This window comes from Enterobacter cloacae complex sp. SHL001 (assembly GCF_049236825.1).
Classification (GTDB): domain Bacteria; phylum Pseudomonadota; class Gammaproteobacteria; order Enterobacterales; family Enterobacteriaceae; genus Enterobacter; species Enterobacter hormaechei_C.
In genome coordinates this window covers 155,938-178,156 of sequence record NZ_JBMKIP010000002.1, presented here as the reverse complement: position 1 = coordinate 178,156, position 22,219 = coordinate 155,938, and the positions used below count along the sequence as shown (strand labels likewise).

Annotated in this window: 25 protein-coding genes and 1 pseudogene; 17 read left to right on the top strand and 9 right to left on the bottom strand. The window is 56.5% G+C overall.

The genetic code is table 11. The annotated features are described in order from the left end of the window. Nucleotides 1–72 precede the first annotated feature (72 nt). From tcyN to ACOTYH_RS06300, 7 genes are all read right to left on the bottom strand, one after another. Nucleotides 73–825, bottom strand: coding sequence for an L-cystine ABC transporter ATP-binding protein TcyN (tcyN, locus tag ACOTYH_RS06330; protein ID WP_003859634.1), 753 nt, complete (start codon nucleotides 823–825; stop codon nucleotides 73–75). After that, nucleotides 822–1,490 (bottom strand): cystine ABC transporter permease, encoded by a 669-nt coding sequence (tcyL, locus tag ACOTYH_RS06325; RefSeq protein WP_003859632.1) that lies wholly within the window; start codon nucleotides 1,488–1,490, stop codon nucleotides 822–824. Before tcyL ends, tcyN begins: the two co-directional genes overlap by 4 nt. A 21-nt stretch (nucleotides 1,491–1,511) precedes the next feature. After that, nucleotides 1,512–2,498 (bottom strand): D-cysteine desulfhydrase, encoded by a 987-nt coding sequence (dcyD, locus tag ACOTYH_RS06320; RefSeq protein ID WP_017693220.1) that lies wholly within the window; start codon nucleotides 2,496–2,498, stop codon nucleotides 1,512–1,514. A 103-nt stretch (nucleotides 2,499–2,601) separates the two neighbouring features. After that, entirely contained in the window at nucleotides 2,602–3,402 is an 801-nt protein-coding gene (gene tcyJ / locus ACOTYH_RS06315) for a cystine ABC transporter substrate-binding protein (RefSeq protein WP_003859627.1), read from the bottom strand. Between the two features lie 86 nt (nucleotides 3,403–3,488). Next, a complete protein-coding gene (gene fliZ, locus ACOTYH_RS06310; protein ID WP_015570235.1) occupies nucleotides 3,489–4,040 on the bottom strand; it encodes a flagella biosynthesis regulatory protein FliZ in 552 nt (183 codons plus the stop codon). Between the two features lie 54 nt (nucleotides 4,041–4,094). Continuing rightward, nucleotides 4,095–4,814 carry an RNA polymerase sigma factor FliA gene (locus ACOTYH_RS06305; protein ID WP_003859623.1) on the bottom strand — a complete coding sequence of 240 codons (720 nt, stop codon included), beginning with the start codon at nucleotides 4,812–4,814 and terminating at the stop codon, nucleotides 4,095–4,097. A gap of 163 nt (nucleotides 4,815–4,977) precedes the next feature. Further along, nucleotides 4,978–6,324, bottom strand: coding sequence for a FliC/FljB family flagellin (locus ACOTYH_RS06300; protein WP_017693219.1), 1,347 nt, complete (start codon nucleotides 6,322–6,324; stop codon nucleotides 4,978–4,980). A gap of 269 nt (nucleotides 6,325–6,593) precedes the next feature. Between ACOTYH_RS06300 and fliD the strand changes: the two genes are divergently transcribed. The 4 genes from fliD (at nucleotide 6,594) to amyA (ending at nucleotide 10,404) form a co-directional block, all read left to right on the top strand. Next, nucleotides 6,594–8,006, top strand: a complete 1,413-nt coding sequence (fliD, locus tag ACOTYH_RS06295) for a flagellar filament capping protein FliD (RefSeq protein ID WP_047716608.1) — start codon at nucleotides 6,594–6,596, stop codon at nucleotides 8,004–8,006. A gap of 30 nt (nucleotides 8,007–8,036) precedes the next feature. Beyond that, nucleotides 8,037–8,447, top strand: coding sequence for a flagellar export chaperone FliS (fliS, locus tag ACOTYH_RS06290; protein WP_421637620.1), 411 nt, complete (start codon nucleotides 8,037–8,039; stop codon nucleotides 8,445–8,447). Next, the gene (gene fliT / locus ACOTYH_RS06285; RefSeq protein WP_006811148.1) at nucleotides 8,447–8,818 is read left to right on the top strand and encodes a flagella biosynthesis regulatory protein FliT; all 372 of its coding nucleotides are present in this window, start codon (nucleotides 8,447–8,449) and stop codon (nucleotides 8,816–8,818) included. Before fliS ends, fliT begins: the two co-directional genes overlap by 1 nt. Nucleotides 8,819–8,916: 98 nt before the next feature. Then, nucleotides 8,917–10,404, top strand: coding sequence for an alpha-amylase (amyA, locus tag ACOTYH_RS06280; protein WP_003859614.1), 1,488 nt, complete (start codon nucleotides 8,917–8,919; stop codon nucleotides 10,402–10,404). 102 nt (nucleotides 10,405–10,506) lie between these two features. On the opposite strand, the gene yedD is transcribed toward amyA, so the two are convergent. Together yedD and fliE are read right to left on the bottom strand one after the other, a co-directional pair. Further along, nucleotides 10,507–10,920 (bottom strand): lipoprotein YedD, encoded by a 414-nt coding sequence (yedD, locus tag ACOTYH_RS06275; protein WP_003859613.1) that lies wholly within the window; start codon nucleotides 10,918–10,920, stop codon nucleotides 10,507–10,509. Between the two features lie 75 nt (nucleotides 10,921–10,995). Next, the gene (gene fliE, locus ACOTYH_RS06270; protein ID WP_421637619.1) at nucleotides 10,996–11,310 is read right to left on the bottom strand and encodes a flagellar hook-basal body complex protein FliE; all 315 of its coding nucleotides are present in this window, start codon (nucleotides 11,308–11,310) and stop codon (nucleotides 10,996–10,998) included. A gap of 228 nt (nucleotides 11,311–11,538) precedes the next feature. On the opposite strand from fliE, the gene fliF reads away from it, so the two are divergent. The 13 genes and pseudogenes from fliF to fliR all read left to right on the top strand — a co-directional run. Continuing rightward, nucleotides 11,539–13,221, top strand: a complete 1,683-nt coding sequence (gene fliF, locus ACOTYH_RS06265) for a flagellar basal-body MS-ring/collar protein FliF (RefSeq protein ID WP_017383346.1) — start codon at nucleotides 11,539–11,541, stop codon at nucleotides 13,219–13,221. After that, on the top strand, nucleotides 13,214–14,212 hold the full coding sequence (gene fliG, locus ACOTYH_RS06260) for a flagellar motor switch protein FliG (protein ID WP_003859608.1): 999 nt from the start codon (nucleotides 13,214–13,216) through the stop codon (nucleotides 14,210–14,212). The genes fliF and fliG overlap by 8 nt, the downstream gene beginning before the upstream one ends. Continuing rightward, the gene (fliH, locus tag ACOTYH_RS06255; RefSeq protein WP_017693145.1) at nucleotides 14,205–14,912 is read left to right on the top strand and encodes a flagellar assembly protein FliH; all 708 of its coding nucleotides are present in this window, start codon (nucleotides 14,205–14,207) and stop codon (nucleotides 14,910–14,912) included. Before fliG ends, fliH begins: the two co-directional genes overlap by 8 nt. Then, nucleotides 14,912–16,282 (top strand): flagellar protein export ATPase FliI, encoded by a 1,371-nt coding sequence (gene fliI, locus ACOTYH_RS06250; RefSeq protein ID WP_017693144.1) that lies wholly within the window; start codon nucleotides 14,912–14,914, stop codon nucleotides 16,280–16,282. The genes fliH and fliI overlap by 1 nt, the downstream gene beginning before the upstream one ends. A gap of 21 nt (nucleotides 16,283–16,303) precedes the next feature. Then, nucleotides 16,304–16,747 carry a flagellar export protein FliJ gene (gene fliJ, locus ACOTYH_RS06245; protein WP_006811155.1) on the top strand — a complete coding sequence of 148 codons (444 nt, stop codon included), beginning with the start codon at nucleotides 16,304–16,306 and terminating at the stop codon, nucleotides 16,745–16,747. Continuing rightward, nucleotides 16,744–17,958, top strand: coding sequence for a flagellar hook length control protein FliK (gene fliK, locus ACOTYH_RS06240; protein WP_063660084.1), 1,215 nt, complete (start codon nucleotides 16,744–16,746; stop codon nucleotides 17,956–17,958). The genes fliJ and fliK overlap by 4 nt, the downstream gene beginning before the upstream one ends. Nucleotides 17,959–18,064: 106 nt before the next feature. Continuing rightward, nucleotides 18,065–18,535 carry a flagellar basal body-associated protein FliL gene (fliL, locus tag ACOTYH_RS06235; RefSeq protein ID WP_003859598.1) on the top strand — a complete coding sequence of 157 codons (471 nt, stop codon included), beginning with the start codon at nucleotides 18,065–18,067 and terminating at the stop codon, nucleotides 18,533–18,535. Nucleotides 18,536–18,539: 4 nt separating this feature from the next. Next, complete coding sequence (gene fliM, locus ACOTYH_RS06230; RefSeq protein WP_003859594.1) at nucleotides 18,540–19,544, top strand: flagellar motor switch protein FliM; 1,005 nt, start codon at nucleotides 18,540–18,542, stop codon at nucleotides 19,542–19,544. Continuing rightward, nucleotides 19,541–19,954 (top strand): flagellar motor switch protein FliN, encoded by a 414-nt coding sequence (gene fliN / locus ACOTYH_RS06225; RefSeq protein ID WP_003859592.1) that lies wholly within the window; start codon nucleotides 19,541–19,543, stop codon nucleotides 19,952–19,954. The genes fliM and fliN overlap by 4 nt, the downstream gene beginning before the upstream one ends. A 2-nt stretch (nucleotides 19,955–19,956) precedes the next feature. Then, complete coding sequence (fliO, locus tag ACOTYH_RS06220) at nucleotides 19,957–20,331, top strand: flagellar biosynthetic protein FliO (protein ID WP_015572438.1); 375 nt, start codon at nucleotides 19,957–19,959, stop codon at nucleotides 20,329–20,331. Next, nucleotides 20,331–21,068 carry a flagellar type III secretion system pore protein FliP gene (gene fliP, locus ACOTYH_RS06215; RefSeq protein WP_015572437.1) on the top strand — a complete coding sequence of 246 codons (738 nt, stop codon included), beginning with the start codon at nucleotides 20,331–20,333 and terminating at the stop codon, nucleotides 21,066–21,068. The genes fliO and fliP overlap by 1 nt, the downstream gene beginning before the upstream one ends. A 10-nt stretch (nucleotides 21,069–21,078) precedes the next feature. Next, on the top strand, nucleotides 21,079–21,348 hold the full coding sequence (fliQ, locus tag ACOTYH_RS06210) for a flagellar biosynthesis protein FliQ (RefSeq protein ID WP_003859587.1): 270 nt from the start codon (nucleotides 21,079–21,081) through the stop codon (nucleotides 21,346–21,348). A 6-nt stretch (nucleotides 21,349–21,354) separates the two neighbouring features. Further along, nucleotides 21,355–22,147 (top strand): annotated as a pseudogene (fliR, locus tag ACOTYH_RS06205) (flagellar biosynthetic protein FliR); the annotation flags it as partial. Nucleotides 22,148–22,219 lie beyond the last annotated feature (72 nt).

Sequence of the window (22,219 nt, the reverse complement as noted above, 5' to 3'; positions counted from 1 at the left end):
CAACAGAACGGAGTTTAAGGGAGGATAATTTGCTCCAGAAGCGGCATCTGGAGCAAATTGAACGCTAAAATGCTACTGCATTAAGAATTTTTCAAGGAACTGACGGGTACGGGGCTGCTGCGGATTGGCAAACAGCGCTTTAGCCGGCCCCTGCTCAACTATTCTCCCCTGATCCATGAAAATAGCCCGATCGGCAACGTCGCGAGCGAAGCTCATTTCATGCGTCACAATCACCATCGTGCGTTTCTCCTGCGCCAGCTGTCGGATCGTGTTCAGTACTTCCCCGACCAGCTCAGGATCGAGCGCGGAGGTGGGTTCGTCAAACAGGATCACATCCGGGCGCATCGCCAGCGCGCGCGCAATGGCGACACGCTGCTGCTGCCCGCCAGATAAGCGACGCGGATAGCTCGTCTCCTTCCCTGCCAGCCCAACCTTCGCCAGCAGCTCGCGGGCGCGGACCGTCGCGTCTTCCTTAGGTTCCCCCTTGACGATGACCGGCCCTTCAATAATGTTTTCCAGCACCGTGCGGTGCGGAAAGAGATTAAAGCTCTGGAACACGAAGCCGACATGCTGGCGCAGGCGGCGAATCAGCCCTTTTTGCTGGCTGATGGGTTTCCCGGTATCAATGGTGATATCACCCACGCGGATCGTCCCGCCTTCGGGCTGCTCCAGTAAATTGATGCTGCGCAGCAGCGTGGTTTTGCCTGACCCGCTCGGGCCGATAATTGCTACCACTTCGCCCTGCTCAACCTCAAGATCAATGCCATGCAGCACCGTTTGTCCATGGAATTTTTTCACCAGATTTTTGACGTCAATTGCACTCATTTTGGATCACGCTCCTGGCGGTTAAGCTGGTTTTCAAAATAGTTTTGCAGAGCGGACAGTACCGTCGCCATCACCCAGTAAATCAGCGAGGCCGCCAGATACATGGTAAACACTTCCAGCGTGCGCGAGGTGATCAGCTGCGCCTGACGGAACAGCTCCGGCACCTGAATGGTCGCCGCAAGCGAGGTGTCTTTCACCAGGCTGATAAAGCTGTTGCTCAGCGGCGGCAGCGCCACGCGCGCCGCCTGGGGCAGGATCGCCCGGCGCAGCGTCTGCCACGGGGTCATCCCGATACTGGCCGCCGCTTCCCACTGCCCTTTATCGATGGAGGAGATCGCCGCACGCAGCGTTTCAGAGGTGTACGCCGCGGTATTCAGCGACAGGCCTATCATCGCCGCCGGGATCGGATCCAGCTCAATACCAAACTGTGGCAGCCCGTAGTAAATCATAAACAGCTGGGCGATAAGCGGCGTTCCGCGGAACACGGAGATGTAAAACCGCGCCAGCCACCGCACCGGCCAGATGTTCGACATGCGCATCAGTGCCAGCACAAACCCGAGCACCAGCCCGAAGAACATCCCGCCGATACTGAGCTGTAAAGTAAACACCGCGCCCTTAAGCAAGAACGGCAGCGAATCAATAACCAGTTGAATACTTTCTTGCATTATTATTTTTCTACCTGATTTTTAGACATGAGGATGATAGGCAAACAGCGCAGGCGCCCCGCCAGTATGAACAAACAAAATGGGTCCTTCATCCTTAAAGCGCTTGCGGGCGATGCCGTCGATCAGGCCCGCCATTGCCTTGCCGGTATAGACCGGGTCGAGCAGAATACCTTCGAGACGGGCCAGCAGCTTAACCGCCTCCATCCCTTCATCATTGGGGGTGCCATAGCCCGGCGCGAAATAGTCATCCCACAGCAGTATTTCCGCCTTCGCCTGAAGCGCAAGCTGTTCAGCCACCGCCTGTTGCAGGGTGACGACTTTCGGCTTCTGGTCCGCAACGCTTCTGGAAACCGTCACGCCAATCAGCTCGACCTCCGGCATCAGTTGCTCAAGCCCGACCGCTAAACCAGCATGGGTCCCCGCACTGCCGGACGCCACCACCACCGAGGATAAACTCACCGCGCCTTCGCACTGCTGAGCGATTTCCAGCGCGCTCTCAACATAGCCGAGGGCACCCAGCGCATTCGAGCCGCCAACCGGGATCACGTACGGACGAAAACCCTGCGCTTCCAGACGCGTCGCCAGCTCGTCGAGCTGTGCAGCCGGGTCGGTCAACGCGTCGACCATTTCAACCTGCACGTTGAACAGATCCAGCAGCAAACGGTTACCGTTAGTCAGGTAATTCTCTGCCTGCGTCCCGATCGGGTTCTCCAGCAGGGCTACGCAGTGGAGTCCCAGCTTCGCCGCCACTGCCGCCGTCTGGCGAACGTGGTTAGACTGAATTGCCCCGGCGGTGATCAGCGTGTCCGCCCCCTCACGCAGAGCATCGGCGGCGAGAAACTCCAGCTTGCGCAGCTTATTTCCGCCCATCGCCATGGGCGTCACATCGTCACGCTTAATGAATATATCGCGCCCCAGGTAGTCAGAAAATCGCGGCAGATACTCCAGCGGCGTGGGTGCGCCGATAAATTCCAGACGGGGAAAGCGCGTTAAATTCTGTAGTGACATGGTTCCTCCGGTCACGCAAACAATTGTTATTTCATTATGCACGCAGACGCGCGAGAAATAAAAAAGGCGCTTTTAAAAGCGCCTTTTTTTGTCAGTCAGAGACTTATTTCGTCACGTCTGCACCAAACCACTTCTCAGAAAGCGCCTTCAGGCTACCGTCTTTCTGCATCTCAGCAATGGCGCCGTCGATGGCTTTCAGCAGATCCTCGTTACCTTTACGCACCGCCACGCCGGATTCCTGACGGGAGAACGCATCACCCGCGACAGCCAGGGTATTGTTGGTTTTCTTCACCAGATCCAGCGCTGCCAGGCGGTCAACCAGAATGGCGTCAATACGGCCTACGCGCAGATCCTGGTATTTCGTCGGGTCATCATCGTAGGTACGGATGTCCACGCCCTGCACATTCTGGCGCAGCCACTCCTCGTAGTTGGTGCCCAGACCGACGCCGACTTTCTTACCTTTCAGATCCGCTGCGGATTTGATACTGCCTTCGTTACCTTTCTTCACCAGCGCCTGAATACCGGACACGGTGTACGGCGTGGAGAAGTCATACTTCTTCTTACGCTCGTCAGAAATGGTTACCTGGTTAATCACCACGTCAATACGTTTGGAATCCAGTGACGCCAGCATCCCGTCCCATTTGGTGGGTTTCAGGGAGGCTTTAACGCCGAGGTGTTTTGCCAGCTCCTGCGCAAACTCCACTTCAAAACCGGTCAGTTTACCGTCGTCGCCCTGGAAGCTGAACGGAGGATAGGTTCCTTCCAGCCCAACCAGCAGCGTGCCGCGCTCTTTAACTTTGTTGAGCAGATTCTCTGCCGCGAACGTTTTCACGCTCATCCCCGCGACCAGCGCAACGGCCATCATCCCCATCAGCGCCTGACGACCCAGAAGTGCTAATTTCATAAGTACCCCGATACAGTGGAATTTTTGAGTAGTGTAGAGAAATCGCCTGCAACGTCAAAGGCGGCTGCGCTACATCTTATTCTTTTTTAATATATATCAGAAGTTGTTCCGGCGCGGACTTTCTGCTTTATGACGCCCGGCATCTGGACTTTATATTGCGCGTACTTTCGCAGCGCGATGCGGTAATTGTTGGTACTGGTGGCGGGCAGCCAGGGCTCCAGATTTTCATCCAGGTATCCGGTTGTCAGCAGATCGCGGGAGATATTTTGCATGGTCAAATGCTGACCCAGGCGGCGCAGGCGAACCACGTATTCACGCACGGTGCCGTGACTCATCTCCGTTTGTTCAAACAGGAATTGCTTGAAGCCGATAATATCGAAGAAGTCGCTTTGCTCTTTGCAATGGAGATCGCCACAGAAACGGCAAAGCGCTACCCACTCTTTTTGCTCTTCAAGCCAGGCGGCTTCATCCATCAGCGTGTCGAGGCGGGAAATCGCAATCTTATTCACGATTTCACCGCGACGAACCAGCGTGATGCGGTCGAGTAATTTTTTACAGTGGGCGCAATGCGTCTGGCTGTGTTTAAAGTCTTTCAGGTAGCGGCTTAAAGGCCGTCTTTTAGATTGCTGCACCGTCATGATAACTCCTGGTTGTCAATACGTTGTGCGGCATTTCCAAGGCGAATGACTCACCTATAACTTACCCAGTTTTGTGCGCAGGCGTTTAATGGCCTGGCTGTGCAGCTGGCTCACCCGAGACTCGCCCACCTCCAGCACGGCGCCAATCTCTTTGAGATTGAGCTCTTCCTGGTAATAGAGGGTTAACACCAGTTGCTCCCGTTCCGGTAAAGCTTCGATCGCTTCCATCACGCGCTGGCGTAAATTCCCTTCCAGTAAATGGTGTAACGGGTTTTCTTGCTGGTGTTCATCGGTCACCAGCTCGATGCTATCGCCATGCTCTTCGCGCCACTCATCATAAGAGAAGAGTTGGCTGTTATTGGTATCGAGCAACATCTGGCGATACTCTTCAACAGGAATGCCCAGACGCTCCGCTACTTCGGTTTCCGTCGCGTTGCGCCCCAGCTCCTGTTCCAGCTGCCCCATCGCATGCGCCACTTCGCGCGCGTTGCGGCGTACGCTGCGCGGCACCCAGTCGCGGCTGCGCAGCTCGTCCAGCATCGCACCACGAATACGCTGCACTGCGTAAGTCGTAAATGCCGTTCCTTGCAGAGCGTCGTACCGGTCAACTGCATTCAATAACCCGATACCGCCCGCCTGTAGCAGATCGTCCAGTTCCACGCTCGCCGGCAAACGCACCTGGAGGCGCAATGCTTCGTGACGCACCAGCGGAACATAACGCTGCCACAGCGAGTGTTTATCCATTACACCTTCAGCGGTATAGAGTGAATTCACGATAAACAGCCCTGCGTTAGTTGAGTTATCGGCATGATTATCCGATTCTGGAGGGGTTTTAATCGGGTGAATAGTGGGTGAAATGAGGGGTTATTTGGGGGGTTACGCGTAAATGCGGACAGAAAAAACCCCGCCGAAGCGGGGTTTAAGCGTAATCAGGCGATTAGCCTTGCAGCAGAGACAGAACCTGCTGAGGAACCTGGTTAGCTTTGGACAGCACGGAGTTACCGGCCTGCTGAACGATCTGCGCTTTAGACATGTTGGACACTTCGGTCGCATAGTCGGCGTCCTGAATACGGGACTGCGCTTCAGACAGGTTGGTGGTGGTGTTGTTCAGGTTGGTTACGGCAGAGCTCAGACGGTTCTGGACCGCACCCAGTGAAGAACGGAATTTGTCTACGGACGCGATAGCTTTGTCCAGCAGAGCCAGTGGATCGTTGGTAGATGCGCCAGCAAACTCACCTGTAGCGGTCACATTAGTAGTACCGTCAGACTTAGTACCAGTGCTCAGATTGATAGATACTGCTTCTACAGTAGTACCAGTTGTGGTCGGGGTACCCAGAGTTGCATCACCGCCGTTGTTGACCAGTACGTCAGTACCTGCATCAAAGTTTTTGCCCTGAACAGATACAAAACCAGTTGGGTTACCAGAAGCACTGGTGCCAACCTGTACCAATTGGCCAGCCTGAGTTGCGGTGTCAATGCCATTAGCAACATCACTATAAGTAATATTTGCTTTGTTTAAAGTTACTTTGCCAGTTGCATCTACAGTTGCCGCATAGGTTTTGTCGCCATTTTGTACAACATACTGGTCAGTCAGATTACCGTCTTTATCTTTCAGGTTATGGAGAGAAAGATTAGACGTATCAGTCAGTTTCAAATCAGATTTGACTGTCGCATCGAAGGAGATTTCAACAGGCGGGTTACCTGCTGTTGCACTTGGCAACTGAGTAATTGCATCACCAACAGATACAGAACTTTTAGAAACGGAGAATCCATTCAGACCCAGTGTAGAAGAGTCAATCTTCTGAAGGTCAATGTTGATAGTTTGGCCATCGTTCGCGCCAACCTGGATCGCCATAGAACCGTTTTTAGCCAGCACGTTCACGCCGTTGAACTGAGTCTGACCAGATACGCGGTCGATTTCAGACAGACGGGATTTGATTTCGTCCTGGATTGAAGACAGGTCAGAATCGGAGTTGGTGCCAGTCTGAGACTGAACGGTCAGCTCACGGATACGCTGAAGGTTGTTGTTGATTTCAGACAGAGCGCCTTCAGTGGTCTGCGCCAGAGAGATACCGTCGTTAGCGTTACGTGCAGCCTGAGTCAGGCCTTTGATGTTAGAGGTGAAGCGGTTAGCGATAGCCTGGCCCGCAGCGTCATCTTTCGCGCTGTTGATACGCAGACCAGAAGACAGACGCTCGATAGAAGAAGACAGAGCGGACTGGTTCTTGTTGATGTTGTTCTGAGTGATCAGCGAGAGGCTGTTGGTATTAATGACTTGTGCCATGATTTCGATTCCTGTTGTTCATCAAATCTGTTTGGTTAGATTTGGGTTTCCACCCTTCGGCTTCATCGCCGTCAAAGGTGTTATCGTCTGGTCCAAACCAACCTTTAGATATTTTTTCAGGATCGCGTTAATTTTTTTAGCCACGGAAAAGCTCTTCTCTATTACCGTTATTCCTGCCATTAAAAAAAAGAAATTAACCGTAAACTTTCCCCCATAAAGGCCGATAACCCCACTATTCGTTCTACGTGTCGATAGATTAAGGAATAAATATGGCAAGTATTTCATCATTGGGGATTGGTTCGGGTCTTAAGTTAGCAGACATTCTGGATAGTCTGACCACGGCCGAAAAAGCACAGCTGACGCCAATTTCCAAACAACAGACATCGTATACCGCCAAGCTGAGCGCTTACGGCACGTTGAAAAGTTCACTGGAAGCGTTTCAGACCGCCAACACCGCGCTGAATAAAGCCGACCTGTTTACAGCGACCAGCACGTCGAGCAGTACCACGGCATTCAGCGCCACCACTACCGGCAGCGCGATTGCCGGTAAATACACCATCAGCGTGTCGCAGCTGGCGCAGGCGCAAACCCTGACGACCAAAAACGCGCAGCCGGATACCAAAACGGCCATTGCCACGGCTGACAGCAAGATCACCTTTACCGCCGGTAACGGTAAAGATCCGGTGACCGTCGATATCAGCGCGGCAAACTCCTCGCTGACCGGCATTCGCGATGCGATTAACAAAGCTGACGCCGGCGTGACCGCCAGTATTATTAACGTCGGTAATGGTCAGTATCGTCTGTCCATCACCTCCACCGAAACCGGGGCGGACAACGCGGTCAGCATCAGCGTGAGCGGCGACAGCGCCCTGCAATCCTTTATGGGTTACAACGGCGCCAGCACCGACGCCAGCAACGGCATGACAGAAAGCGTCACCGCGCAGAACGCCAAGCTGAAGGTGAATAACGTCGATATCGAAAACAGCAGCAACACCATCAGCGATGCGCTGGAAGATATCACCCTGAACCTGAACGATGTCACCACCGGTAACCAGACGCTGACGATCGCTAAAGATACATCGAAAGCGGAAACGGCGATGAAAGCCTGGGTGGATGCCTACAACACCCTTCAGGACAGCTTTGCATCATTAACCAAATATACGGCGGTTGATGCGGGTACAGATGCGCAGGATTCCAGCAACGGTGCCCTGCTCGGAGACAGTACGCTGCGTACTATCCAGACGCAGCTGAAAACCATGCTGGGCAACTCCGTCGGCGGAACCGCCTATAAAACGCTGTCTCAGGTCGGCATTACTTCAGATCCAAGCACGGGCAAGCTGGAGCTGGACAGCGACAAGCTGAAAAAAGCGCTGACGGATAACCCGTCTGCCGTGAAAGATTTGGTTGTGGGTGACGGTAAAACCACCGGGATCACTACCACCATGGCCACCCATCTGACTGACTGGCTTTCCAGTAAAGGCATTATCCAGGCGGCCAAAGATGGCGTCAGCAAAACGCTGAACAAGTTAACGGATCAATATAACGCCGTGAGCGAACGTATTGACGCGAGAGTGGCGCAGTACAAAGCCCAGTTTACCCAGCTGGACGTACTGATGACCTCGCTGAACAACACCAGCAGCTACCTGACGCAGCAGTTCGAAAATACGTCCAGCAACAAGTAGTAAACGCTAATCAGACCCGAGGGGGATAACATGTACGGCGCAAAAGGCACGCAAGCCTACGCAAAGATAGAAGTTGAAAGCGCGGTGATGAGCGCCAGCCAGCAGCAGCTGGTTATCATGCTATTTGATGGAGCCCTCAGCGCGCTGGTACGCGCGCGTCTGTTCCTGGCAGACGGTAATATCCCGGCAAAAGGGCTGGCGCTCTCAAAAGCCATCAACATTATCGAAAACGGGCTGAAGGTTGGCCTGGTGGAAAATAACGGGGATGAGCTTACGCAAAACCTGATTGCCCTTTATGCCTATATGGTACGTCGCCTCCTGCACGCCAACGTGAATAACGACGCCAGCGCCATCGAAGAGGTGGAAAACTTGCTGCGCAATATCGCTGACGGGTGGAAGGAGGTTGCCGGTACGCCACAACTGATGCAGGACGCCCTCTAATGAGTAACGCACCGCAACTTTATGCCCTTTATCAGCAACTCCTTGAGCAGAGCCAGTTGATGTTGCGACTGGCCCGGCAGGGACTATGGGATGATCTGATCATCTGTGAAACCGACTATGTTAATGCGGTGCACTCACTGGCTCGTCTCACTCAGGAAAGTGAGCCTTCGATGCAGATTCAGGAGCAGCTTCGCCCGACGCTGCGGGTGATCCTGGACAACGAAGGCCAGGTAAAAACGTTGCTGCAAGCCAGAATGGATGAGCTGGCGAAGCTGGTTGGGCAATCCTCCATCCAGAAAACCGTTCTCTCCACCTACGGTAACCAGGGCGGTCATGTCCTGGTTCCGCAAAGTAATAGCGATATTAATTAGCCATTTAACTGGCGTTCGAGCATTAACCGTTTCGTTCGCCAGGCATTTCTGCCAAACCTGCTCCATACTTGAGTTTCGCGACCTCATGGAGATGGTGCATGCGCAACCCAACACTTTTACAATGTTTTCACTGGTACTACCCCACCGGCGGTGAACTGTGGCGAGAAGTCACGGCATTAGCCCCCAACCTGAACGAAATCGGCATCAATATGGTCTGGTTACCGCCGGCATACAAAGGGGCATCCGGCGGCTATTCCGTCGGGTATGACTCTTATGACCTTTTCGACCTGGGGGAGTTTGACCAGAAAGGCAGCGTCGCCACCAAATACGGCGATAAAGCCCAGCTGCTGGAGGCCATCAACGCCTTAAAAAGCAACCAGATTGCGGTGCTTCTGGACGTGGTGGTCAACCATAAAATGGGGGCCGATGAAAAGGAACCCGTCCGCGTGCAGCGTGTGGATGCTCAGGATCGCACCCAAATCAGCGATGAGATCATCGAATGCGAAGCCTGGACGCGTTACACCTTCCCCGTTCGGGCCGGGCAGTATTCGCAGTTCATCTGGGATTACAAATGCTTCAGCGGTATCGACCACATTGAAAACCCCAATGAGGACGGTATCTTCAAAATCGTGAACGACTACACCGGCGAAGGCTGGAACGATCAGGTCGACGACGAGATGGGCAATTTCGATTACCTGATGGGTGAAAATATCGATTTTCGCAATCATGCGGTGACGGAGGAGATCAAATACTGGGCGCGCTGGGTGATGGAGCAAACCCACTGCGACGGCTTCCGCCTGGACGCGGTAAAACACATCCCGGCCTGGTTCTATAAAGAGTGGATTGAGCACGTCCAGGAGGTGGCCCCGCAGCCGCTGTTTATCGTGGCGGAATACTGGTCTCACGAAGTGGATAAATTGCAGCACTACATCAATCAGGTGGACGGTAAAACCATGCTGTTTGATGCGCCACTGCAAATGAAATTTCACGAAGCCTCACGCCAGGGACGCGACTACGATATGAGCCAGATTTTCACCGGTACGCTGGTGGAAGCCGATCCGTTCCATGCCGTGACCCTGGTAGCCAACCACGATACCCAACCCTTGCAGGCGCTGGAAGCCCCGGTTGAAGCCTGGTTCAAACCGCTGGCCTACGCGCTCATCCTGCTGCGTGAAAACGGCGTGCCGAGCGTATTCTACCCGGATCTTTTTGGCGCCAGCTATGACGACACCGGCGGGGATGGCGAGACGTATCACATCGATATGCCGGTGATTGAACAGCTCCACGAGCTGATCCTCGCCCGGCAGCGTTTTGCCCACGGCGTGCAGACGCTGTTTTTCGATCATCCAAACTGCATTGCGTTCAGCCGCAGCGGGACTGAGGAGCACCCGGGCTGTGTGGTGGTACTGTCGAATGGTGATGACGGCGAGAAGACCATCTGCCTCGGGGAAAATTACGGCAATAAGACCTGGCGTGATTTTTTAGGCAACCGCGAGGAAACCGTGACCACGGCGGCGGATGGCGAAGGGACGTTCTTCTGTAACGGGGGAAGCGTCAGCGTCTGGGTGATTGAGGACGCGCTGTAGTGCTGGGAAAGTGCGGCCTGATGCCCTCACCCCGACCCTCTCCCACAGGGAGAGGGAGCAAACCCTAAAAACGGCAATATGATTGCCGTTTTGCTTTTACCGCTACGGAAGCTTACTCTCCAGCGGATTCTTGCTCAGGTAATCTGCGCATTCCACTGTTGGACGGTCAACCTTGTACAGTTCCATACCGTCATACTCCAGCGCCGCCCCATCACGCTCCAGCGGATAGACATCCAGCTTACGCGTCACGTTGTAATAATCATCTGAACGCAGCATGATCTTACCCGGCACCGCGATAACGCGCTGCCACTGACGGCAATCCAGCGTATCCCCCTCTGGCGTCACCACCAGCGTGGCGATCGCTTCCGGGCTCACCATCGCGCTCTGCGGCCCTTTCGACTGCCAGTAACCTGCCAGTTGCGAAGGTACCGGGTGCTTAATCACTTCCTGATAGTTATCTACCTGAACACATCCCGCTAACGTCAGCATCGCAGCCACAATTGCTACTTTTTTCATCATCTTTCCTGCATGCGAAGAAAAAAATATTGTGGCATTAAAGCCATCAGGCTGCCAGCGTAAGATAGGTATTGATTAAACCTGCATCCCCATCACTTCCTGGTATGCCGACACCAGCTTGTTACGCACCTGCAACCCCATCTGCAATGACACCGACGCTTTTTGCAGATCGGCCATCACATCGTTGAGCGCCACGCCGGGTTCGCCAAGGGTAAATCTCTCAGCCTGGGTACGGGCTGCGTTTTGCTTGTCGCTGATCCGGTCCAGCGCCGCATGCAGTTGACTGGCGAAGCTAACGCCCGGCGGCTGGTCAGCCACGCTCTGATTACGGGCGGTCATCGCCGTTGCCTGTAACTGACTGAGTACCCCTTCAATGCCCTGTATAGCCATGACTCTCCCCTGGATGGTTTTTTACGAGGTCAAGACTAACAGCTTGTCAATAAGATAATGGCGGTAAATAGCGTTAAAAAACCAGGTTATTTGACGCATAGAAAATCCCGAATCATCAAATAATGGCAGGGCCATCAGTATGGAACTTTTGTCGTGTTTGCCGACCCGGGAGTCAGTTTTGTTTCTCTACACGAATAACGTAAACCACCAGGATTTAAGAGGTGCGCAATGAGTGCGACAGCAGCATCGACAGCGCCACAGAATAAATCACTCGAGTGGATGAACCGCCTTCGCGCCAACCCTAAGATCCCGTTGATTGTGGCAGGCGCTGCCGCCATTGCGATCGTTGTCGCGATGGTCTTATGGGCAAAAAGCCCGGATTACCGCACGCTCTACAGCAACCTTTCCGACCAGGATGGCGGTGCCATCGTCACCCAGTTAACCCAGATGAACATCCCGTATCGCTTTGCCGATAACGGTGGTGCGCTTGAAGTACCGGCAGATAAAGTGCACGAGCTTCGCCTGCGTCTCGCCCAGCAGGGGCTGCCAAAAGGCGGCGCGGTTGGTTTTGAGCTGCTGGATCAGGAAAAATTCGGCATCAGTCAGTTCAGCGAGCAGGTTAACTATCAGCGCGCACTGGAAGGTGAGCTGGCCCGTACGATTGAAACCTTAGGCCCGGTGAAAAGTGCCCGCGTGCACCTGGCGATGCCTAAGCCGTCCCTGTTTGTCCGTGAACAAAAGTCCCCTTCGGCCTCTGTGACCGTTAACCTCGAACCTGGCCGTGCGCTGGATGAAGGGCAGATCAGCGCCGTCACGCACCTGGTCTCCAGTGCGGTGGCCGGCCTGCCGCCGGGTAACGTTACGCTGGTGGATCAGAGTGGTCATCTGCTGACGCAGTCCAACACCGCAGGGCGCGATCTCAACGACGCTCAGCTGAAATACGCCGCGGATGTGGAAGGCCGTCTCCAGCGTCGCATCGAAGCGATTCTGGGCCCGGTGGTCGGCAGCAGCAACGTACACGCGCAGGTCACCGCGCAGATTGATTTCTCGAATAAAGAACAGACCGAAGAGCAGTACGCTCCGAACGGGGATGCCTCCCGCGCCGTGTTACGCTCGCGTCAGATCAATGAGACGGAACAGGTCGGCGGCCAGTATCCAGGCGGTGTGCCGGGCGCACTCTCTAACCAGCCCGCGCCTGCCAACGCCGCGCCAATCTCCACCCCGCCGGCAAACCCGCAGAACGGTCAACAAACGAATCAGCAGACGACCTCGACCGCGAACAGTACCGGCCCGCGTAACAGCAGCCGTAACGAAACGACCAACTACGAAGTCGACCGGACTATCCGCCATACCAAACTGAACACGGGCGATATTCAGCGTCTCTCTGTTGCCGTGGTGGTGAACTACAAAACGCTGCCGGACGGTAAACCGCTACCGCTCACGGCGGAGCAGATGAAGCAGATCGAAGATTTAACCCGCGAAGCGATGGGCTTCTCTGAAAAACGTGGCGATACCCTCAACGTTGTGAACTCACCGTTCAACCCGGTGGATGAGACCGGTGGCGAACTGCCGTTCTGGCAACAGCAGGCGTTCTTCGATCAGCTGATGTCCGCAGGCCGCTGGCTGCTGGTGCTGATTGTCGCGTGGCTGCTGTGGCGTAAGGGCGTTCGTCCTCAGCTACAGCGCCGTGCTGAAGCCGAGAAAGCCGCGCTGGAACAGAAGAACGCGCGTCCGGACGAGGAAGAAGCGGTTGAAGTTCGTCTCAGCAAAGATGAACAGATGCAGCAGCGCCGTGCTAACCAGCGTATGGGCGCAGAGGTGATGAGCCAGCGCATTCGCGAAATGTCAGATAACGATCCGCGCGTCGTCGCGCTGGTCATCCGCGGTTGGATGGGTAACGAACATGAGTAATACGCTTACAGGCACCGATAAGAGCGTCATCCTGCTGATGACCATTGGCGAAGATCGTGCGGCGGAGGTGTTTAAACACCTCTCCCAGCGAGAAGTGCAGATCCTCAGCGCGGCGATGGCCAACGTGCGCCAGATCTCCAACAAGCAGCTGACAGAAGTGCTGGCGGAGTTTGAGCAGGAAGCCGAGCAGTTTGCCGCGCTCAACGTCAACGCCAACGAATACCTGCGCTCCGTGCTGGTTAAGGCGCTGGGCGAAGAGCGCGCCGCCAGCCTGCTGGAAGATATTCTCGAAACGCGCGACACCGCCAGCGGGATCGAAACGCTCAACTTTATGGAGCCGCAAAGCGCCGCCGATCTTATTCGCGACGAGCACCCGCAGATTATCGCCACCATTCTGGTCCACCTCAAACGGGGCCAGGCGGCCGATATTCTGGCGCTGTTCGACGAGCGTCTGCGCCACGACGTAATGCTGCGTATCGCCACCTTCGGCGGCGTCCAGCCAGCCGCGCTGGCGGAGCTGACCGAAGTGCTGAACAACCTGCTCGACGGCCAGAACCTCAAGCGCAGCAAAATGGGCGGCGTGAGAACGGCAGCGGAAATCATCAACCTGATGAAAACGCAGCAGGAAGAGGCGGTTATTACGGCGGTACGCGAGTTCGACGGCGAGCTGGCGCAGAAAATTATCGACGAGATGTTCCTGTTCGAAAACCTGGTCGAAGTGGACGACCGCAGTATCCAGCGCCTGCTTCAGGAGGTGGACTCCGAATCGCTGCTTATCGCCCTCAAAGGCGCCGAGCAGCCGCTGCGCGAGAAATTCCTGCGCAACATGTCCCAGCGTGCGGCCGATATCCTGCGCGACGACCTGGCCAACCGTGGCCCGGTGCGTTTGTCTCAGGTGGAAAACGAACAGAAAGCGATCCTGCTTATTGTTCGTCGTCTGGCAGAAACCGGCGAGATGGTGATTGGCAGCGGAGACGACACCTATGTCTGATGAACTGTCGTGGAAGCGCTGGACGCCTGACGACCTCTCCCCTCCCACCGCAGAGTTCACCCCTGCCGTTGTGTCGTCCGACGAGGGCGACGCCGGGGCGGGCATACCCGAGCTGAGTGAAGAGGAACAGCGCGCCCAGATGCTGGCCCAGATGCAAATGCAGGCGCACGAGCAGGGCTTCAACGCCGGGATGAACGAAGGCCGTCAGACCGGGCACGCACAGGGTTATCAGGAAGGGCTGGCGAAAGGTTTAGAGCAGGGCATCGAGCAGGCGCGCCAGCAGCAGGCGCCGCTGCATGCCCGCATGCAGCAACTGGTGAGCGAGTTTCAGCACACGCTGGATGCGCTCGACAGCGTGATTGCCTCGCGCCTGATGCAGATGGCGCTGGAGGCGGCCCGTCAGGTGATCGGCCAGACGCCGGTAGTGGATAACGCCGCGCTGATTAAGCAGATCCAGGGGCTGCTCCAGCAGGAGCCGCTGTTCAGCGGCAAACCGCAGCTGCGCGTTCATCCTGATGATTTGCAGCGCGTGGAAGAGAGCCTCGGCGCGACGCTGAGCCTGCACGGCTGGCGGCTGCGCGGCGATCCGTCGCTCCATCACGGAGGCTGTAAGGTCTCGGCGGATGAGGGCGATCTGGATGCCAGCGTCGCGACCCGCTGGCAGGAACTGTGCCGCCTGGCGGCACCGGGAGTCGTCTGATGACCGCTCGCCTTACGCGATGGCTTAACACGCTTGATAATTTTGAAACGAAGATGGCGCAGCTGCCATCCGTTCGTCGTTATGGACGCCTGACGCGCGCCACCGGTCTGGTCCTGGAAGCCACGGGGCTGCAACTTCCGCTCGGCGCCACCTGCGTGATTGAGCGTCAGGACGGGGGGGAGACGCGTGAAGTGGAAAGCGAAGTGGTCGGGTTCAACGGTCAGCGCCTGTTTCTGATGCCCCTTGAAGAAGTGGAAGGGATTTTGCCCGGCGCCCGCGTCTACGCGAAAAACATCAGCGGTGACGGCCTGCAAAGCGGCAAACAGCTTCCGCTCGGTCCGGCGCTGCTGGGCCGCGTGCTGGACGGAAGCGGCAAACCGCTCGATGGCCTGCCCTCCCCTGATACCACCGAAACCGGCGCGCTGATCACCCAACCCTTCAACCCGCTGCAACGCACCCCAATCGAGCACGTACTGGATACCGGCGTGCGGCCGATTAACGCCCTGCTCACCGTGGGACGCGGCCAGCGTATGGGGCTGTTTGCCGGCTCCGGCGTGGGTAAATCGGTCCTGCTCGGCATGATGGCGCGTTATACCCAGGCGGACGTTATCGTGGTTGGCCTGATTGGTGAGCGTGGTCGCGAAGTCAAAGATTTCATCGAAAACATTCTGGGTGCGGAGGGCCGCGCCCGCTCGGTGGTGATCGCCGCGCCTGCGGACGTGTCGCCGCTACTGCGTATGCAGGGTGCCGCCTACGCCACGCGTATTGCGGAAGATTTCCGCGACCGGGGCCAGCACGTGCTGCTGATTATGGACTCCCTGACCCGCTACGCGATGGCGCAGCGTGAGATTGCGCTGGCCATCGGCGAGCCGCCCGCGACCAAAGGCTACCCGCCGTCGGTCTTCGCCAAGCTCCCGGCGTTGGTTGAGCGCGCGGGGAACGGCATCAGCGGCGGCGGCTCCATCACCGCGTTCTATACGGTACTGACCGAAGGCGATGACCAGCAGGACCCGATTGCCGACTCCGCGCGCGCGATCCTCGACGGCCATATCGTGCTGTCGCGCCGTCTGGCCGAAGCCGGGCACTATCCGGCAATTGATATTGAAGCCTCGATCAGCCGTGCGATGACGGCCTTGATCACCGAGCAACACTACGCCCGCGTGCGTAACTTCAAACAACTGCTCTCCAGCTTCCAGCGCAACCGCGATCTGGTAAGCGTCGGGGCGTACGCCAAAGGCAGCGACCCGATGCTCGATAAAGCGATTGCCCTGTGGCCGCAGCTGGAGGCATTTCTGCAACAGGGTATTTTTGAACGCGCCGACTGGGAAGATTCCCTCCAGGCACTGGAGCTGATTTTCCCGCAGGTGTAACACAGGTGGAGGGCGAAGGTCATGGCGCAGAACAGCGCGTTATCAACGCTGAAAGATCTGGCTGAAAAAGAAGTTGATGATGCCGCATTGCAGCTTGGCGCAATGCGACGCGGGTGCCAGCAGGCTGAAGAACAGTTGAAGATGTTAATCGACTATCAGCATGAATATCGCACCAACCTTAACACCGACATGACGCAGGGCATTGGTAGCCAGCGCTGGATTAACTATCAGCAGTTTATCCAGACGCTGGAAAAGGCGATTGAGCAGCATCGCCAGCAGCTTAACCAGTGGACGCAAAAAGTCGATACCGCGCTGAATTTCTGGCGCGAGAAAAAACAGCGGTTGCAGGCCTGGCAAACCTTACAGGACCGGCAGATTGCAGCCTCGACCCTGGCGGAAAACCGTCTGGATCAGAAAAAAATGGATGAGTTTGCCCAGCGCGCATCAATGAGGAAACCAGAATGATCACACTGCAACAACTGCTGATGACCGACAGCGACCCGTCCGGCGGCACGCTGACCGGGAAAGGCGCTGAGGGCGCGCAAGATTTTCTCTCTCTGCTGGCGGGCGCGTTGACCGAAACCACCGGCAAAGGCAAAGATGCCCCGCTGACGCTGGCGGACCTGAAAGCGGCGGGCAGCAAGCTGTCGACAGCGGCAAAGGAAAAAAACGGTGATACCACGCTCCAGGCCAAAATCGCCGAGCTGCTCTCCCGTCAGGAGACCCTGACTGGTGAAGATACCGCCGTCTCCCTGCAAAGCCTCGTCTCCGGCCTGAAACCCGCCGCGAATACGGATGCGCTGAAGGCGCTGACCCAGCCGGAGGCGAAAACAAACAGCGAGACCACGACTGAAGAAGAGGAGCTGGCCGGGTTAAGCGCGCTGATGGCGATGTTACCGCACCAGCAGACCACCATCCCGGTAGCGACGCAGCCTGCGAGCACCGGGGAGATCGCCCCCCGTGCCGCCCTCCCCTCTGCGCTAGCCCAGACGGACAACGGCCAGCATCAGCCGCTTAGCCATGCGTTAACGGGTCAGGAAAAAATGCCGGTTCAGGACAGCGACACATCGTTGCCCGCCACGGCAGCCGTTACGCCAGCCGTCGCCGCCGTCGCAGAGAAGCAGGACGTAGCGAGCGCGGCGTCGTCTGCCGCCAGCCCAACCGCGACGCTGGCACCGATCGTCAGTCACCTGGCGCCTTCACAGCCTGCCGCTACCGTTGCGACAGCGCCGGTGTTAAGCCAGCCGCTGGGCACGCACGAATGGCAGCAGAATCTGAGCCAGCACATCACCCTGTTCACAAAGCAGGGACAGCAGACCGCAGAGCTGCGTCTGCACCCGGAAGATCTGGGTCAGGTGCAAATTTCGCTTAAGCTGGATGACAACCAGGCGCAGTTGCAGATGGTTTCGCCCCACAGCCACGTCCGCGCGGCGCTGGAAGCGGCCCTGCCGATCCTGCGCACGCAGCTTGCGGAAAACGGCATTCAGCTTTCCCAAAGCAGCGTCAGCAGCGAGGGCTTTGCCGGGCAACAGCAGTCCTCATCCGGGCAGCAACAGCACACTTCGCGTTCCGGCCAGCATGGCGGGTTTAACGATGAGAGTGAAGAGTTATTGCCTGCCCCTGCCGCCCTGCAATCCGCCGCGCGCGGCAGCCGTGCCGTAGACATCTTTGCCTAAACGCCAGAGGTAACGTGATTATCCCCGTCTTTTCCACGCTTTGACCTAAGCCGGACACGGGATAATCACCGTATTAAGCTGTACCGAAACAGGAAGCTCGTATCAGATGACAGACTCCGCTATCACCAAAAAAAGCAAGCGTTCCATCTGGATCCCGCTGCTGGTGTTAATTACCCTCGCGGCCTGCGCCACCGCAGGCTACAGTTACTGGCGTATGCAGCAAGAACCCTCCAGCGCGGCCGCCAAAGCTGAAGCGCCGCCTCCACCGGCGCCGGTCTTCTACCCGCTGGATACGTTCACCGTGAACCTGGGCGATGCGGATCGCGTGCTTTACGTGGGTATTACGCTGCGTCTGAAAGATGAAGCGACCCGTGCACGCCTGAACGACTACCTGCCAGAAGTGCGTAGCCGTCTGCTGCTGCTGTTTTCTCGTCAGGATGCCTCCGCGCTCGCCACCGATGTGGGCAAGCAAAAGCTGGTCGATGCCATTAAACAGACGCTGGCGACCCCGCTGGTAAACGGCCAACCTAAGCAGGAAGTCACTGACGTTCTGTATACAGCCTTCATTCTGCGGTAACGACATGGGCGACAGTATTCTTTCTCAGGCAGAAATCGATGCGCTGCTCAACGGCGACAGCGATAAAAGTGACGAACCGAAGCCGGGTCTGACCGGCGATGATAATATTCGTCCCTACGATCCCAATACCCAGCGTCGCGTGGTGCGCGAGCGTTTACAGGCGCTGGAGATCATCAACGAACGTTTCGCACGTCAGTTCCGTATGGGGTTGTTTAACCTGCTGCGTCGTAGCCCGGATATCACCGTCGGTGCGATCCGCATTCAGCCGTATCATGAGTTTGCCCGCAACCTGCCGGTGCCAACCAACCTTAACCTGATCCATCTGAAACCGCTGCGCGGTACCGGCCTGGTTGTGTTCTCGCCAAGCCTGGTGTTCATCGCGGTGGATAACCTGTTCGGTGGCGATGGCCGTTTCCCGACCAAAGTGGAAGGCCGCGAGTTTACCCATACCGAACAGCGTGTGATTAACCGCATGCTGAAGCTGGCGCTGGAATCCTACAGCGACGCGTGGAAAGCGATTAACCCGCTGGAAGTCGAGTACGTGCGTTCCGAGATGCAGGTGAAGTTTACCAACATCACCACCTCCCCGAATGACATCGTCGTGAACACCCCGTTCCACGTCGAGATCGGCAACCTGACGGGCGAGTTCAACATCTGCCTGCCGTTCAGCATGATTGAACCGCTGCGCGAACTGCTGGTGAACCCGCCGCTGGAGAACTCACGTCACGAAGATCAGAACTGGCGTGAAAACCTGGTGCGTCAGGTGCAGCATTCGCAGCTGGAGCTGGTGGCCAACTTCGCCGACATCTCCATGCGGTTATCGCAGATCCTGAAATTACAACCCGGCGACGTTTTGCCGATAGATAAACCTGACCGCATTATTGCCCATGTGGATGGCGTACCCGTGCTGACAAGCCAGTACGGCACGATTAACGGCCAGTATGCGTTACGCGTTGAGCACTTGATCAACCCGATTTTGAATTCGCTGAATGAGGAACAGCCCAAATGAGTGACATGAACAATCCGTCCGATGAAAACAGCGGAGCACTGGACGATCTGTGGGCTGACGCGTTAAACGAGCAGAAAACGACGCCGACGAAAAGCGCGGCAGACGCGGTCTTTCAGCAGTTAGGCGGCGGCGACGTCAGCGGCACGTTGCAGGACATCGACCTGATTATGGACATTCCGGTCAAGCTGACCGTTGAGCTGGGTCGCACCCGCATGACCATTAAAGAGCTGCTGCGCCTGACGCAGGGTTCCGTGGTGGCGCTTGACGGTTTAGCGGGTGAGCCGCTGGATATTCTGATCAACGGCTACCTGATTGCACAGGGCGAAGTAGTGGTGGTGGCCGATAAATACGGCGTACGTATCACCGACATCATTACCCCTTCCGAACGCATGCGTCGTCTGAGTCGTTAAGTATGAAAACCCAGGCAACACTGTCCGCGCCCTCCGCCGTACCCGGCTCACCGCTGCTCCAGGTGAGCGGCGCGCTGTTCGGTATTATTGCCTTTATCCTTATCGCCGCCTGGCTGGCAAAGCGTTTCGGTCTGGCGGGGAAAACGGCCGGTACCCGCGGGTTGAAGGTCAGCGCCAGCACACCGCTAGGACCGCGCGAGCGCGTGGTCATTGTGGAGGTGGAAGATGCACGACTGGTGCTGGGCGTGACCGCCTCCAGCATTAACGTCCTTCACACGCTCCCCCCTGCGCCTGTCACGGTGGAGGCTAACGCCCAGGCCCCTGCGGATTTCCAGTCCGTAATGAAGAGTTTGCTCAAGCGTCCCGGGAGATCCTGATGCGCCGTTTGTTATTCCTTACGCTGACAGGCCTGGGCCTGTTCGCGCCCTCTGTGTATGCGCAACTGCCGGGGCTGGTTTCCACGCCGCTGGCGAACGGTGGACAAAGCTGGTCCCTGTCCGTGCAGACGCTGGTATTCATCACCTCGCTGACCTTTATCCCGGCGATCCTGCTAATGATGACCAGCTTCACCCGCATCATCATTGTGTTTGGCCTGCTGCGCAACGCGCTCGGCACGCCGTCCGCGCCGCCCAATCAGGTGCTGCTGGGTTTAGCCCTGTTCCTGACCTTTTTCATTATGTCGCCGGTTATCGACAAGATTTACACCGAGGCCTACCAGCCGTTCAGCGAAGATAAAATTTCCATGCAGGTTGCCCTGGAAAAGGGCGCGCAGCCATTACGTGAATTTATGCTTCGCCAGACGCGCGAAGCGGATCTGGCCCTGTTTGCCCGTCTCGCTAACACGGGTGAGTTACAGGGGCCGGAAGCGGTGCCGATGCGCATTCTGCTCCCGGCGTATGTGACCAGTGAGCTCAAAACGGCGTTCCAGATTGGCTTCACCATTTTCATTCCGTTCCTGATTATTGACCTGGTGATCGCCAGCGTCCTGATGGCGCTCGGGATGATGATGGTCCCACCCGCAACCATTGCCCTGCCCTTTAAGATCATGCTGTTCGTGCTGGTCGACGGTTGGCAGCTGCTGGTCAGCTCGCTGGCGCAGAGTTTCTACAGTTGAGGAGCGCGCAATGACGCCTGAGTCGGTCATGATGATGGGCACGGAGGCGATGAAAGTCGCGATTGCCGTCGCCGCGCCCCTGCTGCTGGTTGCGCTGGTCACCGGTCTGATTATCAGTATTCTCCAGGCCGCCACGCAGATTAACGAAATGACCCTGTCGTTCATCCCGAAGATCATTGCCGTCTTCGTGGCGATTATCGTTGCCGGGCCATGGATGCTCAATTTGCTGCTGGACTATATGCGCAACCTGTTCACCAATCTGCCTTACATCATCGGCTGACGGACGATGCTGCATTTCACCAGCGATCAGTTTGTTCAGTGGCTCGGGATCTATTTCTGGCCGATGCTGCGCATCATGGCGCTGATCTCCACCGCCCCCATACTCAGTGAAAAGTCGGTGCCTAAACGCGTCAAAATTGGGCTGGGCATCGTTATCACCATTATCGTTGCCCCTACCCTGCCAGCGGTGGATATCCCGATCTTTTCCCCGAATGCGATCTGGATTGCCCTGCAACAGGTGATGATTGGCGTGGCGGTCGGGTTTACGATGCAGCTCGCCTTCGCCGCGGTACGAACGGCGGGTGAACTTATCGGTTTGCAGATGGGCCTGTCTTTCGCGACGTTCGTTGACCCGGGCAGCCACCTGAATATGCCCGTGCTGGCGCGTATTATCGACCTGCTGGCGATGCTGTTGTTTCTCTCGTTCAACGGCCACCTGTGGCTCATCTCGATGCTGGTGGACACCTTCCACACGCTGCCGATTGGCGACAACCCGGTAAACAGCAACGCGTTTCTGGCGCTGGTGCGGGCTGCCGGGCTGATCTTCCTCAACGGGCTGATGCTGGCGCTGCCGATCATTACCCTGCTGCTCACCGTTAACCTCGCATTAGGTTTACTCAACCGAATGGCTCCGCAGCTGTCGGTATTCGTCATCGGCTTTCCGGTGACTTTGACGGTTGGCCTTTTATTAATGTCATTATTGATGCCACTTATCGCCCCCTTCTGCGAGCATTTATTCAGCGAGATATTCAATCTGTTAGCGGATATTGTCAGCGAACTTCCACGCAAATAATAACCCGCAGTGTTTGCAATGTCTTTCTGAGGATATTCCTAAAAATAATCTCGAAAAACATCTACCAGGATATATCTGA

What these genes read in the sequence shown, in the direction of transcription:
- fliF (WP_017383346.1), top strand. Translation starts at nt 11,539, where the DNA reads ATGAGTGCGACAGCAGCATCGACAGCGCCACAGAATAAATCACTCGAG.
- fliG (WP_003859608.1), top strand. Translation starts at nt 13,214, where the DNA reads ATGAGTAATACGCTTACAGGCACCGATAAGAGCGTCATCCTGCTGATG.
- fliS (WP_421637620.1), top strand. Translation starts at nt 8,037, where the DNA reads ATGTACGGCGCAAAAGGCACGCAAGCCTACGCAAAGATAGAAGTTGAA.
- tcyN (WP_003859634.1), bottom strand. Translation starts at nt 825, where the DNA reads ATGAGTGCAATTGACGTCAAAAATCTGGTGAAAAAATTCCATGGACAA.
- fliZ (WP_015570235.1), bottom strand. Translation starts at nt 4,040, where the DNA reads ATGACGGTGCAGCAATCTAAAAGACGGCCTTTAAGCCGCTACCTGAAA.
- fliO (WP_015572438.1), top strand. Translation starts at nt 19,957, where the DNA reads ATGAAAACCCAGGCAACACTGTCCGCGCCCTCCGCCGTACCCGGCTCA.
- fliM (WP_003859594.1), top strand. Translation starts at nt 18,540, where the DNA reads ATGGGCGACAGTATTCTTTCTCAGGCAGAAATCGATGCGCTGCTCAAC.
- fliI (WP_017693144.1), top strand. Translation starts at nt 14,912, where the DNA reads ATGACCGCTCGCCTTACGCGATGGCTTAACACGCTTGATAATTTTGAA.
- fliJ (WP_006811155.1), top strand. Translation starts at nt 16,304, where the DNA reads ATGGCGCAGAACAGCGCGTTATCAACGCTGAAAGATCTGGCTGAAAAA.
- fliN (WP_003859592.1), top strand. Translation starts at nt 19,541, where the DNA reads ATGAGTGACATGAACAATCCGTCCGATGAAAACAGCGGAGCACTGGAC.
- fliK (WP_063660084.1), top strand. Translation starts at nt 16,744, where the DNA reads ATGATCACACTGCAACAACTGCTGATGACCGACAGCGACCCGTCCGGC.
- dcyD (WP_017693220.1), bottom strand. Translation starts at nt 2,498, where the DNA reads ATGTCACTACAGAATTTAACGCGCTTTCCCCGTCTGGAATTTATCGGC.
- ACOTYH_RS06300 (WP_017693219.1), bottom strand. Translation starts at nt 6,324, where the DNA reads ATGGCACAAGTCATTAATACCAACAGCCTCTCGCTGATCACTCAGAAC.
- amyA (WP_003859614.1), top strand. Translation starts at nt 8,917, where the DNA reads ATGCGCAACCCAACACTTTTACAATGTTTTCACTGGTACTACCCCACC.
- fliD (WP_047716608.1), top strand. Translation starts at nt 6,594, where the DNA reads ATGGCAAGTATTTCATCATTGGGGATTGGTTCGGGTCTTAAGTTAGCA.
- fliP (WP_015572437.1), top strand. Translation starts at nt 20,331, where the DNA reads ATGCGCCGTTTGTTATTCCTTACGCTGACAGGCCTGGGCCTGTTCGCG.
- fliL (WP_003859598.1), top strand. Translation starts at nt 18,065, where the DNA reads ATGACAGACTCCGCTATCACCAAAAAAAGCAAGCGTTCCATCTGGATC.
- fliE (WP_421637619.1), bottom strand. Translation starts at nt 11,310, where the DNA reads ATGGCTATACAGGGCATTGAAGGGGTACTCAGTCAGTTACAGGCAACG.
- fliT (WP_006811148.1), top strand. Translation starts at nt 8,447, where the DNA reads ATGAGTAACGCACCGCAACTTTATGCCCTTTATCAGCAACTCCTTGAG.
- fliQ (WP_003859587.1), top strand. Translation starts at nt 21,079, where the DNA reads ATGACGCCTGAGTCGGTCATGATGATGGGCACGGAGGCGATGAAAGTC.
- fliH (WP_017693145.1), top strand. Translation starts at nt 14,205, where the DNA reads ATGTCTGATGAACTGTCGTGGAAGCGCTGGACGCCTGACGACCTCTCC.
- tcyJ (WP_003859627.1), bottom strand. Translation starts at nt 3,402, where the DNA reads ATGAAATTAGCACTTCTGGGTCGTCAGGCGCTGATGGGGATGATGGCC.
- tcyL (WP_003859632.1), bottom strand. Translation starts at nt 1,490, where the DNA reads ATGCAAGAAAGTATTCAACTGGTTATTGATTCGCTGCCGTTCTTGCTT.
- yedD (WP_003859613.1), bottom strand. Translation starts at nt 10,920, where the DNA reads ATGAAAAAAGTAGCAATTGTGGCTGCGATGCTGACGTTAGCGGGATGT.